Below are 16,546 nucleotides of genomic sequence, written 5' to 3'. Positions count from 1 at the left end.
ACCTGCCCAGGAGAACCAGCACATGAAGATCACCACCGCCACCCGTTTCGCCGTCGTCGCCGCCGCGGTCGTGCTCACGCTCACGAGCTGCGCCGGCACAGCCGCCCCCGCGGCCCCCGCCGCCCCCGCCACGAAGCAGGCCGACTCGCTGGCCATCGAGGGGGCCTGGATGAAGGCCGCAGACGGCGGCATGTCGGCCGCATTCGGTGTGCTCGAGAACACGGGTGACGAGGACGTGACCATCGTGTCCGCGGCCACCCCGGCGTCGGCCACGGTCGAGCTGCACGAAACGGTCGCCAACGACGCCGGCGAGATGGTCATGCAGGAGACGGACGGCGGCTACGTCGTTCCGGCCGGCGACTCGTTCGAACTCGCCCCTGGCGCGAACCACATCATGCTGATGGGCCTCGCGAACCCGGTGAAGGCCGGCGACGAGGTCACGTTCACGTTGACCCTGTCCGACGGATCGACCTTCGAGTTCGACGCCCCCGCCAAGGACTTCTCCGGCGGAAACGAGTCCTACGAGGGCGACACGGACATGGACAACTAGTGCCGGCTGCCCAGCAACCGCCGGCCGGCCGCCGTCTCAGCCGGAGGCACCTGCTCCTCGGCGGCGCGGCAGCGGGCATCGGCGCGGCCGGGGCCATCGGCATCGACCTGGCCGGCCGTGCAGGCGGCAAGGCGGCAGAGCCCCCGGCCGAGGCGGCCCTCACCGGGGCGGCGACGGTACCCTTCTACGGGGCGCATCAGGCCGGCATCGAGACCGCCCCGCAGGCGCACGTCACCTACCTGGCCCTCGACCTCGCCGACCAGACCGACAAGGCGGCGCTGCGACGGATGCTGCGGATCCTCACGGACGACGCGGCGCGGCTCAGCCAGGGGGAGGGTGCACTGGCTGACGCGGAGCCCGAACTCGCGGTCCGGCCGGCCCGGCTCACGGTGACGATCGGCTTCGGCCGACGCCTCGTCGAGCGGGCCGGCGGCGCGGCGCCCGGCTGGCTGCGGCCGCTGCCCGCCTTCGGCGTGGACCGGCTCGAGCCAGCCTGGGGCGGCGGGGACCTGCTCCTCCAGGTGGGCTCCGACGACCCGCTCACGGTCGCCCACGCGACCCGGATGCTCCTGAAGGACAGCCGGTCGTTCGGGGCGCTGCGCTGGGTTCAGACCGGATTCCGCCGGGCGTCAGGCTCGGAGAAACCGGGCACGACGATGCGCAACCTCTTCGGCCAGGTCGACGGGACCGTCAACCTGGTCCCGGGCACGCCGGACTTCGAGAAGCTGGTCTGGGGCGCGGCGGACGGCCCCGGCTGGCTGGCGGGCGGCACCGGATTCGTGCTGCGGCGCATCCGGATGGACCTCGACAAGTGGGACGGGCTCGACCGGCCGGGGCGGGAGGCGTCCGTCGGGCGCACCCTGACCAACGGTGCTCCGCTGACCGGCAGCCGGGAAACGGACGAGCCGGACTTCGCCGCGAAGACCGCGATCGGGTTCCCCGTGATCCCGGAGTTCTCGCACCTGCGCCGCGCCCGATCCGCCGACCCGAACGAACGCATCCTGCGCCGCGGCTACAACTACAACGACGCCCCGACCGGCGGCAGCATCTCCAACGCGGGTTTGCTCTTCGCATCGTTCCAGGCGGATGTCGACCGGCAGTTCGTCCCGATCCAGCGGCGCCTCGACGAGCTCGACCTGCTGGGCGAGTGGACCACCCCGATCGGTTCGGCGGTGTTCGCCATCCCGCCGGGGTGCGAGGAGGGCGGGTACATCGGCGAGACGCTGGTCTAGGGGCGGCGCGCGGTTGCGGCGGCGCGCGGGGCGGCGCGCGGCGCGTTGGCCGGTGGCGGTCGGAAGCGGCCCAGGGTGCGGTGCTGGAGGCATGATGACAGGGGCCGCCGGCGGACGGCGGCCTATCGGATGTGCCGGGCGCGCTCGGCGTACTGGGCCCGGATGACGGGACGGAAGTCGCCTGCCGGCCGCGCCGCCAGGGCCAGCGGCCACGCCGGGCGCTCGCCGGTGAGAGCCCAGGCGGCCTGAGTCGCCGCGCCGTCGGCCACGTACTCGCCGGGCGCCGGAACCACGATCGGGCGGTCGAACACCTGCGCGGCGATCGCCTGGAGCGCCGGGTTCTGCGCGGCCCCGCCGATCAGCAGGATGCGCTCGGCCTCGACGCCCTGCCCGCGAACGGCGTCGAGACCCTCGGCGAGCCCGCAGAGCAGCCCCTCGAACGCAGCGCGCGCGAGGTTTGGCCTCGTCGTCGAGGCCAGGGTCATCCCGAACACGGATGCCGTGGCATCCGGCAGATTCGGCGTGCGCTCGCCCTCGAACCAGGGCTGCAGCACCAAGCCGCCCGCGCCGGGCTCCGCCCTGAGGGCGAGCCGGCCGAGCTCGGTGTGGTCGACGCCGAGGAGCCCGGCGATCGAGTCGAGCACCCGGGCGGCGTTGAGCGTGGCCACGAGAGGCAGGAACAGGCCGCTCGCGTCGGCGAACCCGGCGACGGTGCCGGTCGCATCCGCCGCGGGCTCGTCGGTGACGGCGAAGACGGTGCCGCTCGTGCCGATGGACACGACCACGTCGCCCGCTCCGGCGCCGAGGCCCAGCGCCGCGCCCGCATTGTCGCCGGCGCCGGCCCCCACGACGATCCCGGCCGGCACCTCGCTCCGGCTGCCGGGGGTGGGAGGGTGGTCCTGCGTGTCCTGCGTGTCCTGCGTGTCCTGGGCGCTCCAGCCGGAATCTCCGTCGAATTGAGAACCCGGGAAGGGGGAGCGCACGGGGAAGGCGGCGGTGGCGCCGGGGCTGTCGGCCGGGCCGAGCACGCGGGGGAGGAACGCGGAGTGCCCGAGCGCGCGCTCGAACAGGTCCAGGTCGTACTGGCCGGTGCGGGGCGACCAGTAGCCGGTGCCGCTCGCGTCGGAGCGGTCGGTGGTCAGCTCGGTGAGCACCGGGCCGAGCGGGCTCTCGCCCGCCGGGCCGAATCCGCGCAGCCGCCAGCCGAGCCAGTCGTGGGGGAGGGCGACGGCGGCCACGCGCGCGGCATGGGCCGGTTCGGCGTCCCGCAGCCAGCGCAGTTTCGTCACCGTGAACGAGGCGACCGGCACGGAGCCGGCCCGGCGCGCGTACTCGCCGGCGCCGACCTCGGCCACCAGCGCGGCGGCTGCCGGGGCGCTGCGGGTGTCGTTCCAGAGCAGGGCCGGCCGGATGACCCGCCCGGCGTCGTCGAGGGCGACCATGCCGTGCTGCTGCGCCGCGACCGAGATCGCGGCGACATCGGCGAGGCCGCCCGCGTCGGCGATCGCCAGCAGCAGGGCGTCCCACCAGGCGGCGGGGTCGACCTCGGTGCCGGCCGGGTGCGGCGCGCGGCCGCTCCGCACGAACGCCCCGGTGGCGGCATGCCGAATCACGATCTTGCAGCTCTGCGTCGACGAGTCGACTCCGGCAACCAGCGTCATGGCGTCATTCTCCGCTCAGTGGGTGGTGCGTCTGTGGGCTGGTTCCTGTGGCGAACTGGTTCCTGTGGCGAACTGGTTCCTGTGGTGCGCTGGTTCCTGTGGCGAACTGGTTCCTGTGGCGAACTGGTTCCTGTGGCGAACTGGTTCCTGTGGTGCGCTGGTTCCTGTGGCGAACTCAGGAGAATCCGGATGCCGCCGACCGACTCCCGCAGGATTCCGCGGCTGCCGGCGCCGCGGATACCGAATCTCCTGAGTTGGCCCCCGGGGGGAAGGGGGAGGGCACCGGCACCCCTTCACCGGGTTGGCCACGGGGAGGGAAGGGGTGACGGGCGGCCGGCAGTCGGGTCAGCGGGCGCCGAGGAGGTGCTCGAGCGCCAACTGCTGCAGCCGCACGAAGCCGAAGCCCCGGGCGCCGAAGTAGGCGTCCGGCTCGAACGACTCGTACGACGCCGGGTCGGCGAGCAGGTCGTCGTAGCTCTCGCCCGTCGCCAGGGTCGGCTGCGCCAGCTCCGGCACGCGCGACGCCGCGAGCGCCTCCTGCACCTCCGGGTCGGCGCGGAACGCGACCGCGCGCTCCTTGAGCAGCAGGTAGGTGCGCATGTTCGCCGCGGCCGAATCCCAGACGCCGGCGGTGTCCTCGGTGCGGGAGGGCTTGTAGTCGAAGTGGCGCGGCCCGTCGTAGGCGCGCCCGCCGCCCGGGCCGCCGTTCTCGAGCAGGTCGACGAGGGAGAACGCATTGTGCAGGTCGCCGTGGCCGAAGACGAGATCCTGGTCGTACTTGATCCCGCGCTGGCCGTTCAGGTCGATGTGGAACAGCTTGCCGGCATCCAGCGCCTGGGCGATGCCCGCGGTGAAGTTGAGCCCGGCCATCTGCTCGTGCCCGACCTCGGGGTTCACACCGACCAGCTCCGGCCGCTCGAGCGTCTCGATGAACGCCATGGCGTGCCCGACGGTCGGCAGCAGGATGTCCCCGCGCGGCTCGTTCGGCTTCGGCTCGATCGCGAACCGAATGTCGTACCCGCGATCGGTGACATAGTCGCCGAGCAGGTTGACGGCCTCGCGGTAGCGGGCGAGCGCGGAGCGGATGTCCTTGGCCGCGTCGTACTCGGCGCCCTCACGCCCGCCCCACATCACGAACGTCTGCGCGCCGAGCTCGGCGGCGAGGTCGATGTTGCGCAGCACCTTCCGCAGCGCGAAACGGCGCACCGCGCGGTCGTTGGAGGTGAAGCCGCCGTCCTTGAACACGGGCGCGCTGAACAGGTTGGTGGTGATCATCGGAACGACCAGGCCGGTGTCGGCGAGCGCCTGCTTGAGGCGGTCGATCTCGGTCTGCCGCACGGCGTCGGACGAGCCGAAGGGGAACAGGTCGTCGTCGTGGAAGGTGAGCCCGTAGGCGCCCAGTTCGGCGAGGCGGGTGACGGCCTCGACCGTGTCCAGGGGCGGCCGGGTCGGACCGCCGAACGGGTCGGCGCCGGTGTAGCCGACCGTCCAGAGGCCGAAAGAGAACCTGTCGTCGGGGGTGGGGGCGATCGCCATCGAGTGCTCCTGGGGAATTGGGATCGGCGCGGGCGGGACCGCCCACGGTAAATGTTCTGCGTATAAACATATTCCTTTCCCGGGCGATGTCAATGTCCGCCGGCCGGCGTACGCGCCAAGGCTGCCCGCGGGTGAGCGCGCCGGAACCGACGCGGGCGAACGCGCCGGGGCCGACCCCGAGAGGGTTGCGGGTGGGTAGCGGGAGGGTCGCGGGCCAGGGCGTCACGCCCCCCATCCCGCGGCCTTGTTGTTATGTTGTGAGTTGCATCAAATGTGCCGGCTGGAATCGACCCGGCTGGAATCGACCCGGCTGGAATCGACCCGGCTGGAATCGACCCGGCTGGAATCGACCCCGCTGGAATCGACCCCGCTGGAATCGACCCCGCTGGAACCAGGATGAACCGAGTGGAGGCGCAAGCCGTGACCGAAGAACGGAACTGGGCGGGCAACCACCGCTACGGCGCGACGGCCATCCGGCGACCGGCCACGCTCGACCAGGTGCGGGAGGTCGTCGCATCAGCGGCGCACGTGCACGCCCTCGGCTCGCGCCACTCCTTCAACGACGGCGCCGACTCGGCCGGGGTGCTGGTCTCACTGGAGAACCTGGCCCCCGACATCGTCGTGGACAGCCGGGCCGCCACCGTCTCCGTCAGCGGCGGAACCACCTACGGGGTGCTCGCCGAGGCCCTGAACCGGCAGGGATTCGCCCTGCACAACCTCGCCTCCCTGCCCCACATCTCCGTGGCCGGCGCCATCGCCACGGCCACCCACGGGTCGGGCAACCGCAACGGCAACCTGGCCACCGCCGTCCGCGCCCTGCAGCTCGTGACGGCCGGCGGGGATCTGCTCACCATCTCCCGCGCCGACACCCCCGATTTCGCCGGGATGGTCGTCGGGCTCGGCGCCCTGGGCGTCGTCACGCGGGTGACCCTGGACATCCAGCCCGCCTTCGAGGTGCGCCAGGACGTCTTCGACAACCTGCCCTGGGCGCGGGTGCTCGAGCGCTTCGACGAGGTGTCCGCTAGCGCCTACAGCGTCAGCCTGTTCACCGACTGGCGCGGCGACACCGTCGGGCAGGCGTGGCTGAAGAGTCGAACGGATGCCGGGGCGCGCTTCGAGGGCCGCCCGGAGTTCTTCGGCGGCACGGCGGCCACGAGCGACCGGCATCCCCTGCCCGGGGTCAGCGCGGAAAACTGCACGAAGCAGCTCGGCGTGCCCGGCCCGTGGTCGGACCGGCTGGCGCACTTCAGGATGGGATTCACGCCGAGCAGCGGCGACGAGCTGCAGAGCGAATACCTGGTGCCCGGCGAGCATGCCGTCGCCGCGATCGAGGTCATGCGGGACCTGGCCGGGCAGATCTCACCGCTCCTGCAGGTGAGTGAAATCCGCACGGTGGCGGCCGACGACCTCTGGCTCAGCCCGAACTACGGGCGGGCCGGGATCGGCCTCCACCTCACCTGGAAGCCGGAATCGGACGCGGTGCAGAACCTGCTGCCGCTGATCGAAGCGCGGCTGGCCCCGTTCGCGGCCCGGCCGCACTGGGGAAAGCTCTTCCACGCCGAAGCCGCGACGCTGGCCCCGCTGTACGAGAAGCTGCCCGACTTCAGGGCGCTCGCCGCGCGGCTGGACCCCGAGCGGAAGTTCCGGAACGACTTCCTGGACCGGACGGTCTTCGGCGTGTAGACCCGCGGCCCGCGTCAGCCGGTCGGCGCCTCGTGGTCCCGCCAGCTGTGCTCGGGCGCGTAGCCGAGCATCCGTTTCGCCTTCCCGATCGAGAGCAGCGTGTCGTGCTCGCCGAGGCCGGCGGCGACCGGCACGCCGGGGAAGACCTCCGCGGCCAGCGACGCGCTCGAGCGGCTCATCACCGTGTCGGCGTTCGCGATGATGTACGCCTCGAAGCCGGGCCTGGCCGTGGCCAGCGCCCGCGACACGGCCTGGGCGCCGTCGCGGCCGTCGATGTAGCCCCAGAGGTTCCACTTGCGGAGCATCGGGTCGGCGTCCCAGGCGGGGAACGCCGCGTAGTCCTCTGGGTCCATCACGTTGGAGAACCGCAGGGCGCTGATGCTGAGCTCGGGGTCCCAGCGCACGAGCTGGATCGCGAGCTGCTCCTCGAGGTGCTTGACCAGCGAGTAGGTGCTCTCCGGGCGGGCCGGGTATTCCTCGTCCACCGGCAGGTACGGCGGGTCGATGTCGAACGGCAGCCCGAGCACGGTCTCGCTCGAGGCGTAGACGATGCTCTTGATGCCCGCCCGCCGGGCCGCCTGGAACACGTTGTAGGTGGCGAGCATGTTGTTGTGGAAGGTCGCCACGTCGGGGCGGAGGCCGGAGGCCGGGATCGCCCCCAGATGCACGATGGCATCGAAGCCGGGCGCCACGTCGTCGATGCCGAAGATCGCGTCGACGACCTGGCCGTAGTCGGTGAGGTCGATGCCGAGGAAACCGGGCCCGCGCGCGCCTTCCTTGTCGAAGACGACGACCTGGTGGCCCTCGCCCCGCAGGCGAGTGACGACGCTGCGGCCGAGTTTTCCGCTTCCGCCGGTGACAACAATTCTCATTCGATGCTCTCCCTGATTTGTTGAGAGTGGCAACGTATCATGGGGAGCCGGGGTGGAACGATCAGCGGCGGAGGACAGGTGCAGGGATCCAGCCATGACGACGTGCGCCGGCGCAACCTCTCCGTCATCCTCCGGCTCGTGCACCGCGACGGCGCAGCCTCGCGCTCCCGGCTCACCCGCCTGACCGGACTGAACCGCTCCACCATCGCCGCGCTCGTCGGCGAACTGACCGACCTGGGCCTGGTCGAGGAGCGCGAGCCGGACGCCACCAATCGGGTCGGCCGGCCCAGCCCGATCGTGGCCGTCAGCGGGCGGGTCGTCGCGCTCGCCGTGAACCCCGAGATCGACGCCGTCACCATCGGCATCGTCGGGCTCGACGGGAGCGTGCACCGGCGCATCCGTTACCCCACGGAACGCTCGCCGAGCGTGACGGAGGCCGTGAACATTGCCGCGGCGGTCATCGAGGGGATGCGCGGAGAACTTGAGTCGGCCTTCCGGGTCGTCGGAATCGGCGTCGCCGTTCCCGGGCTCGTGCGGGCTCACGACGGCCTCGTGCGCCACGCGCCGCACCTCGGCTGGGTGGATGCGCCGCTCACCGAGATGCTCGAGCGGGCCACCGGCTACCCGGTTCGCGCCGCGAATGACGCCGGCCTGGGAGCGATGGCCGAGCGCTACTTCGGTGCGGGCAGGGGCATGGCGGATGTGATCTACCTCAACGGCGGCGCGAGCGGAATCGGCGGCGGCATGATCGTCGGCGGGAACGCAGTGGGCGGCGTCGCCGGCTACGCAGGGGAATTCGGGCACACGCGGGTGAGCGCGAGCGACCGCACGGATTCCGCCGGGATCGCCGGCACGCTGGAGGCCGAGGTGACCCGGCGCGAGCTGCTGGATGCGCTCGGCCTGGTGAGCGCGGATGCCGACGAGCTGGAGCAGGCGCTGCTGGCCTCCGATTCGCCCGCCGTCCGGGCCGAGGTCGATCGCCAGCAGGGCCACCTGGCGGTCGCGCTCGCGGGCGCCGTGAACATCCTCAACCCCCAGCTCGTGGTGCTGGGCGGTTTCCTCGCCGCGCTGCACGCCGTCGACCCGGAGCGCCTGCTCGCCAGGGTGTCGTCGATGGCGCTCGGCGCATCCTTTGGCAGCGTGCGGATCAGCGCCGCCGAGCTCGGCTCCAACCTGCTCATGATCGGCGCGGCCGAGCTCGCTTTCGAGCGGCTGCTGGACAATCCGAACGGATTCCCGGCCCCCGAACGGGAATACCGGGAGTGGGTCTCGCCTTGACTCAACGGGCGGTCCTCTTTCCGCTGCTGGTGCCGACGCCTGTGACCCGGGCCGCGTGCTCGCCGCGCATCCGTGCGTTTCCCCCATCAAGACCGAGGTCCCCGAATTGACTACTGGCATCATCCCTGTGATTTCGAAGGCGCAGCTGGCCTCGACAGCGCGCCACCCGGGGGATGCGCTCTCCCGCGGCCAGCGACTGGTCTACATCATTGTGCTGGGCGCGCTCACGGCACTCGGTCCGTTCACGATCGACCTGTACCTTCCGGCCTTCCCGACCCTGGAGAACGAACTCGGGGTCTCGGCCGCCGCCATCCAGCTCACCCTGACCGGAACGATGATCGGTTTCGGCTTCGGGCAGCTGGTCGTGGGGCCGTGGAGCGACAAGGTCGGGCGGCGTTTGCCGCTCATGCTGGCGACCGGGTTCCACATCCTGGCCAGCGTGGGCGCGGCGCTGTCGCAGGACATCGTCTGGCTCGGGGTCTTCCGCCTGCTGCAGGGCTTCGGCGCAGCGGCCGGCGCGGTCGTCGCGCTGGCGATGGTGCGGGACCTCTTCGGCGGCAAGCCGCTGGTGCGGATGCTGTCCCGCCTTGCGCTGGTGAGCGGGCTGGCGCCCGTGCTCGCCCCGGTGATCGGCTCGCAGTTGCTGCTCGTGATGAGCTGGCGCGGCATCTTCTGGGTGCTCGCCGCCTATGGCGCCGTGGTGATCGTGGCCGTTGCGCTCTGGATCGTCGAGACGCTGCCGGAGAGCGCACGCCACGCCGTTGGGCACAACTCGCTGGCGCAGCGGTACCGGTCGGTGCTGGGTGACCGCACGTTCGTCGGCGTCGCGATCATCGGCGCGATGACCTTCACCGGGCTGTTCTCCTACCTGTCGGCCTCCTCCTTCCTGTTCCAGCAGGTGTACTCCTTCAGCCCGCAGCAGTACGGCATGCTCTTCGCCGTCAACTCCCTCGGCATCGTTCTCGGCGTGCAGCTGAGCTCGCGGCTGATGCACCGGTGGAACGTGGGACCGCAGTGGATCCTCACCGTGTCGACCGTCGTACTGGCGGTCACCGCGGCGGCCATCGTGCTGCTGGACTCCGCCGGCGCCGGGCTCTGGGGCATCCTCGTTCCGTTGTGGTTCTTCATCGCCGCCTGCGGCTTCACGCTGCCGAGCGTTCAGGTGATCGCCCTCAACGCGCACGGGCACGAGGCCGGGACCGCGGCCTCCCTCCTCGGCGCCGGGAACTTCGGCGTTGCCGGCCTCATCTCCCCGGTCGTCGGGCTTCTCGGCGTGGGCAACGCCATCCCGATGGGCGCCGTGATGGGGTCGACCGCCCTCGTCTCGATCCTCGCGCTGTGGTTTGTCGCGCGGCCGCACCGGGTGGCCGCGCTCTCGCACTAGCCGCAGCGCTGGCCCCCTGCCCCCTGCCCCTGCCCTGCACTTCGCTGAGTTGCGGACAAAGTACCTTCCCGGGCCGAACGAAGGTACTTTGTCCGCGACTCAGCTCGCGGGACGACGCTGAGGGTGGCAGTACCCGCAGCCGCCGCTCTACCATTGACGGATGGACGACAGCCAGAAACACCCGGAAGTCGCCGCCCGACCGCCAGCGAAGCGCGTCGCTCACTGGTGGTGGATCGTGAGCGGAGTCGTGGCGGTGGTCCTGGCCGCCCTGATCGGCTTCATCGTCGTGGTCCGGGACAAGGGCGCGCCGTTCCCCTTCGACACCCAGTGGATGACCGAGGTGGCCGAAGATCGCGGGCCGGTCCTGGACTTCCTGTCGTACCTGATGAACTCCCTCGGCGGCAATCTCCTCGGAATCCTAGTGATCCCGACCGTGATCATCGTCGTGCTGCTGATCATGAAGCGGCCCTGGGCGGCCGGGTACTACCTCGCGGCCACGCTGGTGAGCTCGGGCATGGTTCAGCTGCTCAAGAAGTCGTTCGGCCGGGCGCGGCCGGAAGACATCCTCGTGCAGGTCGACTTCGGGTCTTTCCCCTCCGGACACGTCGGCAACGCCGCGACCATGGCCGTCACCCTGGCCATCATCTTTCCGCGGCTCTGGGTCTGGATCGCGGGGGCCGCCTACGTGGTCCTGATGATGTTCAGCCGCACCTACCTCGGCGCCCACTGGCTCTCCGACACGATCGGCGGCGCCCTGCTCGGCGTCGGCGTCGCGATCGTGGTCTGGGCGCCGTTCGCCGCGAAACTCGACGGCGAGCACGAATTGGCCCTGCACCGCCGGTCGGCCGCCCATCCGCCGCCCGCGACGACGCAGCCCAAACCCGCCGATTTCGACGGAGAAACTCCGAAATAAGCCCCGAAACGTCGTAAAAGCTCGCTGGCGGTCAGAATCTCCGTCGAATTCGGCAGTAGGCGGGGCAGACAGCGACGGATGCCGCACGATAGCGTCGAGGGATGAAGATTCTCCTTGTCGGTGCGGGTGGCGTCGGTGACGCGTTCGCGAAGATCATCGCCCGCCGTTCCTTTTACGAGCACGTCATCGTCAGCGACTACGACCTCGGCCGCGCCGAGCGTACGATCGCGGCGATCCTGGCGCGGCACGGGGCGGATGTCGCCGGTCGGTTCACCGCCGCGCAGATCGACGCCTCCGACCCGGACCGGGTCGCATCCGTCGCCCGTGAACACGGCGCAACGCACGTGATGAACGCCGTCGAGCCCAAGTTCGTGCCCACCATCTTCGCCGGTGCGCTGGCCGCGGGCGCGGACTACCTCGACATGGCGATGAGCCTCTCCGAGCCGCACCCGACCGACCCGACGGCGCAGACCGGGGTCAAGCTCGGCGACGACCAGTTCGCCCAGGCCGGCGACTGGGAAACCGCCGGCCGTCTCGCCCTGGTGGGCATGGGCGTGGAGCCCGGGCTCTCCGACGTGTTCGCGCGCTACGCATCCGATCACCTGTTCAGCGAGATCGACGAGCTCGGCACCCGCGACGGCGCCAACCTGGTGGTGCGCGACGAGGCCGGCAACGAGATCTTCGCGCCGTCCTTCAGCATCTGGACCACGATCGAGGAGTGCCTGAACCCGCCCGTCATCTTCGAGAAGGACAGGGGCTGGTTCACCACCCCGCCGTTCAGCGAGCCGGAGATGTTCGACTTCCCGGAGGGCATCGGCCCGGTCGAGTGCGTCAACGTGGAGCACGAGGAGGTGCTGCTGATGCCGCGCTGGCTCGACGCCAAACGGGTCACCTTCAAGTACGGTCTCGGCGAGGAGTTCATCGGCGTGCTGAAGACCCTGCACCTGCTCGGCCTCGACAGCGTCGACCCGGTGCGCGTGCGCACCGCCTCCGGCCCGGCCATGGTGGCGCCGCGAGATGTCGTCGCCGCCTGCCTGCCCGACCCGGCCACGATCGGCCCGCGGATGACCGGCAAAACCTGCGCCGGCGTGTGGGTCACCGGCACCGGCCCGGACGGCGCCCCGCGCGAGGTGTACCTGTACCACGTGGCCGACAACGAGTGGACGATGGCCGAGTACGACGCCCAGTGCGTCGTCTGGCAGACCGCGCTGAACCCGGTCATCGCGCTCGAGCTGCTCGCCGCCGGCACCTGGGGCGGCATCGGCGTGCTCGGCCCGGAGGCCTTCGACGCGAAACCGTTCCTCGACCTGATGTCCGCGCCGGAGTCCGAGGGCGGCTACGGCCAGCCCTGGGGCCTCCAGGACCGCCTGTGACCCCCCTCCCCACCCCCGCGAAACTGCAGTTGTGCGCGCTAAAACGTCGTTATAACGCACACAACTGCGGTTTCGCGGGATGCCGGGGGCGCGTTTGCGGGGGAGGAGCGACGTGATCAACGGGGAAGTGTCGTTCTGGTGGGAGCAGATCGGGCGGCCCGCGCCGCGCGCGGCCCTGCCGGGTTCGACGCGCGCCGATGTCTGCATCGTCGGCGCCGGGTACACCGGGCTGTGGACCGCGTACTACCTGAAGAAGGCCGCCCCGGCGCTGCGGATCGTGATCCTGGAGCAGCGGTTCGCCGGCTACGGGGCATCCGGGCGCAACGGCGGCTGGCTCACCAATTCGATCACCGGCGGCCGCGAGCAGTACGTGAAGAGCCACGGGCGCGAGGCCGCCGAACGGTTCCAGGCCCGGATGAACGAGACCGTCGACGAGGTGATCCGGGTCGCAGCGGCCGAGGGCATCGACGCCGACATCGTCAAGGGCGGCGAGTTCACGGTCGCCTACGACGAACCGCAGCAACGCCGGCTCGAGGCCGCCGCGCGCGCCGAACAGCAGTGGTCGATGGCGGATGTCCAACTCCTCTCCCGGGCGGAAGCCACCGCCCGGATCAACGTGGTCGGCACCACCGGCGCGATGTGGCACCCGCACTGCGCGCGCATCCAGCCGGCCAAGCTCGCCTTCGGGCTCGCCCGGGTGGTCGAGGCGCTGGGCGTGGAGATCTTCGAGGACACCACCGTGAGCGAGATCGCCCCGCACCGGGCGATCACCGAGCATGGCACCGTCGAGGCCGAGTTCGTCGTGCGCGCCACGGAGGGTTTCACGGCCGGGCTCAAGGCCCTGCACCGCGCCTGGCTGCCGATGAACTCCTCGCTGATCGCCACCGAGCCGCTCGGCGCCGACGTCTGGGAGCGGATCGGCTGGACCGGCCGCGAAACCCTCGGCGACATGGCCCACGCCTACATGTACGCGCAGCGCACCATTGACGACCGCATCGCGATCGGCGGCCGCGGCGTGCCGTACCGGTTCGGCTCGAAAACGGACTCGGACGGGCAGACCCCGGCGAGCACGGTCGAGGCGCTGCGCGGCATCCTGACCCGCTTCTTCCCGGCGACGAAGGGCGCGGCCATCGACCACGCCTGGTCGGGTGTGCTGGGCGTGCCCCGGGACTGGGCGGCCACCGTGGGCCTCGACCGCGGCACCGGCCTGGCCTGGGCCGGCGGCTACGTCGGCACCGGGGTGACCACGACGAACCTGGCCGGCCGCACGCTGCGGGACCTCATCCTCGGCCGGCAGAGCGCGCTCACCGGGCTGCCCTGGGTGAACCACCGGGTGCGCAACTGGGAGCCCGAGCCGCTGCGCTGGCTCGCGGTGCACGCGCTGTACCAGGCCTACTCCCGGGCGGATCGCGCCGAGCTGACCCGCCGCCGCACCACATCGCCCCTCGCCTCGATCGCCGACGTCGTCTCCGGCCGCGGCCACTAGCCTCCCGGCCGGAATGTCCGTCGGATTCGGCAGGACGCGGGGCTGACCCGGGCGGCCGGATGTGGTCTACTCGTTGCATGTCAGTTGATCCGGAAATCGTGGCCGAAGCCGGCCGCCAGGCCGATGCGGCGGCCGAGGCCGCGGGCGTGGTCGTGCGGATGGCCGACCCCGGCGATATGAACGCCATCATCGGCATGTTCGAGCGCACCTGGGGTCCCGGCCGCAGCCCGGACCGGTCGATGCTGCTCGCCCTGGACTACGCGGGCAACACCGTGCTGATCGCGACCGCGGCCGGGAAGCCGGTCGGGGCCACGCTCGGCTTCCTCGGCTGGTCCGACGGAGTCCACCTGCATTCGCACATGGCGGCCGTCGTGCCGTGGCGACGAAGCGGCGGAGTCGGCTACGCCCTCAAGCTCTTCCAGCGGTCCGTGTGCCTGCAGCAGGGAGTCGCCGACATGCGGTGGACCTTCGACCCGCTCATCCGCCGCAACGCCCACTTCAACCTGGTCAAACTGGGCGCCGAAGTGGTCAAGTTCCTGCCCGACTTCTACGGGCGCCTCGACGACGCCGTCAGCGGCAGCGACCGCAGCGACCGCTTCGAGGTGAAGTGGCGGCTGGATTCGCCCCGCGTGCGCCGGGCGCTCGCCGGCCGGCCACAGCAGGCCTGGTCGACGACCGGCAGTCTTCCGCTGAACGTCGACTTCGAACACCTGCGGGCCGACGATCCCCGTGCCGCAGAGCTGCTCCGTGAGGAATCGAGGGTGATGTTCCACGCCGCGATGGCCCAGGGCCTGCGCCCGGAGCTCAACGCCGACAACGACTACGTGTTCACCCCGGACCCGGCCGACCCGACCGACGGAGCCCGTCAATGAAACTTGAATCGATCACCCTGCACCGCGTGGCGATGCCGCTCGTGCGGCCGTTCGAGACGTCCTTCGCCCGGCAGACCACGCGCGTGCTCCTGCTCGTGCATGTGCGCACGAGCGAGGCCGAGGGCTGGGCCGAGTGCGTCGCGATGGAGGGGCCGCTCTACAGCTCCGAGTACGTCGAGGGCGCCGAGCACGTCATCCGCAGCTACCTGGCCCCGGCCCTGCTGAAGGCGACGGATGTCACCGCCGAGACGGTAGGTCCGCTCACCGCGTTCGTCGTGGGCCACCGGATGGCGAAGGCCGCGCTCGAGGCGGCCGTCCTCGACGCACAGCTCCGCGCATCCGGCGTCTCGTTCGGCGGCTACCTCGGCGCCGTCACCGACTGGGTCGACTGCGGCGTCTCGGTGGGGATCAGCCCCGACCTCGACACCCTGCTCGACGAGGTGTCGGGCTATGTCGACGAGGGCTACCGGCGGATCAAGCTCAAGATCAAACCCGGCTGGGACCTCATCCCGGTATACGCGGTACGCGAACTGATCGGGCCGGACATGCTCCTGCAGGTCGACGCGAACACCGCCTACTCGGCCGCCGACATCGCCCACCTGGGCCGGCTCGATCCGTTCAACCTCGTGCTGATCGAACAGCCCTTCGTCGAGGAGGACATCGCCACCCACGTGGCCCTCGCCAGGGCGATCGAGACGCCGGTCTGCCTCGACGAGTCGATCGTCAGCGTGGGCGTGGCCCTGGATGCCATCGAACGCGGCGCGACGTCCGTCATCAACATCAAGCCGGGCCGGGTCGGCGGCTACCTCGAATCGGTGCGCATCCACGACCTCTGCGTGGCGCACGAGGTGCCGGTGTGGTGCGGCGGGATGCTGGAGACCGGCGTCGGCCGGGCGGCGAATGTGGCGCTCGCGGCGCTGCCCGGCTTCATCCTGCCCGGCGACACCTCGGCGAGCAGCCGCTACTTCGCCGAGGACCTGGTCGAGGAGCCCTTCGTGCTCGGCACGGGGGAGCACGCCGGTCAGCTCGCCGTGCCCACCGGGCCCGGCACCGGGGTCACCGTGCGGGAGCATCTCGTGCGCGACTGGGCGCTCGTCGCCCCGGTCACCCTCCGCGGTTAATCCTTCAGGCTGCTCGCGGAGACCTCGAACTCCTCGACGCCGACGATCCGCATTGCCTGCTCGGAGCTGGCATCGGCGCGGATCGTGTTCGCGGCCTGCTGGCTCGCGGAGAGGCTGTCCGCGCTGTCCCACAGCGTGATCGAGAGGGCCTTGCCCGGCTCGGTGCTGGTCAGGAAATAGATGCCGCGGTTCCCGGGGAGAGCGAGCACGCGGTCCGTGATTTCCTTGGTACTGGCTTCGTCGAGCCTGCTCTCCGGGCTGGTCTCGTAGGTGCTGACTCGTGCGAACATCGAGGTGTCCTTCCGTCTGGTCTGGTCCCACCAGTAAGGACCGAACGACGTTCCCGCACAAGGCCGGCTCCCGCGCGAACTGGCTGGTCTCCCGGTCGGCAGCGGGTCTAGGCTGCCGCCATGACTCCGAGCGATTCCGTGGATCCGGTGGCCGAGCTGCAGGCCCAGGCGGAGCTCGCGCTCGCCGCAGCGAAGAAGGCCCAGGCGGACGCAGAGGCCGCCGTCAAGCGGGCACAGGATGCCGCGATCGCGGCGGCCGCGGCGCAACGCCCGGCCGGCGCGCCCGCGCCGCTCC

The 16,546-nt window shown here is 71.1% G+C and carries 14 protein-coding genes; 10 read left to right on the top strand and 4 right to left on the bottom strand.

Annotated features, from left to right (window positions below; translation table 11 throughout):
* Nucleotides 1-22: 22 nt before the first annotated feature.
* Nucleotides 23-550, top strand: coding sequence for a copper chaperone PCu(A)C (locus E3T33_RS13515; RefSeq protein ID WP_134575511.1), 528 nt, complete (start codon nt 23-25; stop codon nt 548-550).
* Entirely contained in the window at nt 550-1,782 is a 1,233-nt protein-coding gene (locus tag E3T33_RS13510) for a Dyp-type peroxidase (protein WP_134575509.1), read from the top strand. Before E3T33_RS13515 ends, E3T33_RS13510 begins: the two co-directional genes overlap by 1 nt.
* Nucleotides 1,783-1,904: 122 nt before the next feature.
* Here the strand turns inward: E3T33_RS13510 and E3T33_RS13505 are convergent, their stop codons facing one another.
* Both E3T33_RS13505 and xylA read right to left on the bottom strand, forming a co-directional pair.
* Entirely contained in the window at nt 1,905-3,443 is a 1,539-nt protein-coding gene (locus E3T33_RS13505) for an FGGY family carbohydrate kinase (RefSeq protein ID WP_134575507.1), read from the bottom strand.
* A gap of 345 nt (nt 3,444-3,788) precedes the next feature.
* A complete protein-coding gene (gene xylA / locus E3T33_RS13500) occupies nt 3,789-4,979 on the bottom strand; it encodes a xylose isomerase (RefSeq protein WP_134575505.1) in 1,191 nt (396 codons plus the stop codon).
* A gap of 396 nt (nt 4,980-5,375) precedes the next feature.
* Here xylA and E3T33_RS13490 point away from each other — a divergent pair, with 396 nt between their 5' ends.
* Nucleotides 5,376-6,662, top strand: a complete 1,287-nt coding sequence (locus tag E3T33_RS13490) for an FAD-binding protein (RefSeq protein ID WP_134575522.1) — start codon at nt 5,376-5,378, stop codon at nt 6,660-6,662.
* 14 nt (nt 6,663-6,676) lie between these two features.
* On the opposite strand, the gene E3T33_RS13485 is transcribed toward E3T33_RS13490, so the two are convergent.
* Entirely contained in the window at nt 6,677-7,534 is an 858-nt protein-coding gene (locus tag E3T33_RS13485) for an NAD(P)-dependent oxidoreductase (RefSeq protein ID WP_092324342.1), read from the bottom strand.
* A gap of 39 nt (nt 7,535-7,573) precedes the next feature.
* Between E3T33_RS13485 and E3T33_RS13480 the strand changes: the two genes are divergently transcribed.
* The 7 genes from E3T33_RS13480 to menC all read left to right on the top strand — a co-directional run bounded on the left by E3T33_RS13480 (nt 7,574) and on the right by menC (nt 15,961).
* Nucleotides 7,574-8,812: an ROK family transcriptional regulator gene (locus E3T33_RS13480; protein WP_092324341.1), complete on the top strand. Its 1,239-nt coding sequence runs from the start codon at nt 7,574-7,576 to the stop codon at nt 8,810-8,812.
* A gap of 127 nt (nt 8,813-8,939) precedes the next feature.
* On the top strand, nt 8,940-10,196 hold the full coding sequence (locus E3T33_RS13475) for a multidrug effflux MFS transporter (RefSeq protein WP_241982950.1): 1,257 nt from the start codon (nt 8,940-8,942) through the stop codon (nt 10,194-10,196).
* Between the two features lie 160 nt (nt 10,197-10,356).
* A complete protein-coding gene (locus E3T33_RS13470) occupies nt 10,357-11,109 on the top strand; it encodes a phosphatase PAP2 family protein (RefSeq protein ID WP_092324339.1) in 753 nt (250 codons plus the stop codon).
* Between the two features lie 101 nt (nt 11,110-11,210).
* Nucleotides 11,211-12,482, top strand: a complete 1,272-nt coding sequence (locus tag E3T33_RS13465) for a saccharopine dehydrogenase C-terminal domain-containing protein (protein ID WP_092324338.1) — start codon at nt 11,211-11,213, stop codon at nt 12,480-12,482.
* Between the two features lie 112 nt (nt 12,483-12,594).
* Nucleotides 12,595-13,968 carry an FAD-binding oxidoreductase gene (locus tag E3T33_RS13460; protein WP_092324336.1) on the top strand — a complete coding sequence of 458 codons (1,374 nt, stop codon included), beginning with the start codon at nt 12,595-12,597 and terminating at the stop codon, nt 13,966-13,968.
* A 77-nt stretch (nt 13,969-14,045) separates the two neighbouring features.
* Entirely contained in the window at nt 14,046-14,840 is a 795-nt protein-coding gene (locus E3T33_RS13455) for a hypothetical protein (RefSeq protein WP_092324335.1), read from the top strand.
* The gene (menC, locus tag E3T33_RS13450; protein WP_134575503.1) at nt 14,837-15,961 is read left to right on the top strand and encodes an o-succinylbenzoate synthase; all 1,125 of its coding nucleotides are present in this window, start codon (nt 14,837-14,839) and stop codon (nt 15,959-15,961) included. The genes E3T33_RS13455 and menC overlap by 4 nt, the downstream gene beginning before the upstream one ends.
* Here menC and E3T33_RS13445 read toward each other — a convergent pair.
* On the bottom strand, nt 15,958-16,251 hold the full coding sequence (locus E3T33_RS13445) for a hypothetical protein (protein WP_092324332.1): 294 nt from the start codon (nt 16,249-16,251) through the stop codon (nt 15,958-15,960). The genes menC and E3T33_RS13445 overlap by 4 nt on opposite strands.
* Between the last annotated feature and the right edge of the window lie 295 nt (nt 16,252-16,546).

Origin of the sequence: Cryobacterium sp. TMT1-2-1, from assembly GCF_004403955.1 — a bacterium.
GTDB lineage: Bacteria > Actinomycetota > Actinomycetes > Actinomycetales > Microbacteriaceae > Cryobacterium > Cryobacterium psychrotolerans.
This window is presented reverse-complemented; position numbering and strand designations above follow the sequence as displayed.

What these genes read in the sequence shown, in the direction of transcription:
- E3T33_RS13515 (WP_134575511.1), top strand. Translation starts at nt 23, where the DNA reads ATGAAGATCACCACCGCCACCCGTTTCGCCGTCGTCGCCGCCGCGGTC.
- E3T33_RS13505 (WP_134575507.1), bottom strand. Translation starts at nt 3,443, where the DNA reads ATGACGCTGGTTGCCGGAGTCGACTCGTCGACGCAGAGCTGCAAGATC.
- xylA (WP_134575505.1), bottom strand. Translation starts at nt 4,979, where the DNA reads ATGGCGATCGCCCCCACCCCCGACGACAGGTTCTCTTTCGGCCTCTGG.
- E3T33_RS13490 (WP_134575522.1), top strand. Translation starts at nt 5,376, where the DNA reads ATGAACCGAGTGGAGGCGCAAGCCGTGACCGAAGAACGGAACTGGGCG.
- E3T33_RS13485 (WP_092324342.1), bottom strand. Translation starts at nt 7,534, where the DNA reads ATGAGAATTGTTGTCACCGGCGGAAGCGGAAAACTCGGCCGCAGCGTC.
- E3T33_RS13480 (WP_092324341.1), top strand. Translation starts at nt 7,574, where the DNA reads ATGGGGAGCCGGGGTGGAACGATCAGCGGCGGAGGACAGGTGCAGGGA.
- E3T33_RS13470 (WP_092324339.1), top strand. Translation starts at nt 10,357, where the DNA reads ATGGACGACAGCCAGAAACACCCGGAAGTCGCCGCCCGACCGCCAGCG.
- E3T33_RS13465 (WP_092324338.1), top strand. Translation starts at nt 11,211, where the DNA reads ATGAAGATTCTCCTTGTCGGTGCGGGTGGCGTCGGTGACGCGTTCGCG.
- E3T33_RS13455 (WP_092324335.1), top strand. Translation starts at nt 14,046, where the DNA reads ATGTCAGTTGATCCGGAAATCGTGGCCGAAGCCGGCCGCCAGGCCGAT.
- menC (WP_134575503.1), top strand. Translation starts at nt 14,837, where the DNA reads ATGAAACTTGAATCGATCACCCTGCACCGCGTGGCGATGCCGCTCGTG.
- E3T33_RS13445 (WP_092324332.1), bottom strand. Translation starts at nt 16,251, where the DNA reads ATGTTCGCACGAGTCAGCACCTACGAGACCAGCCCGGAGAGCAGGCTC.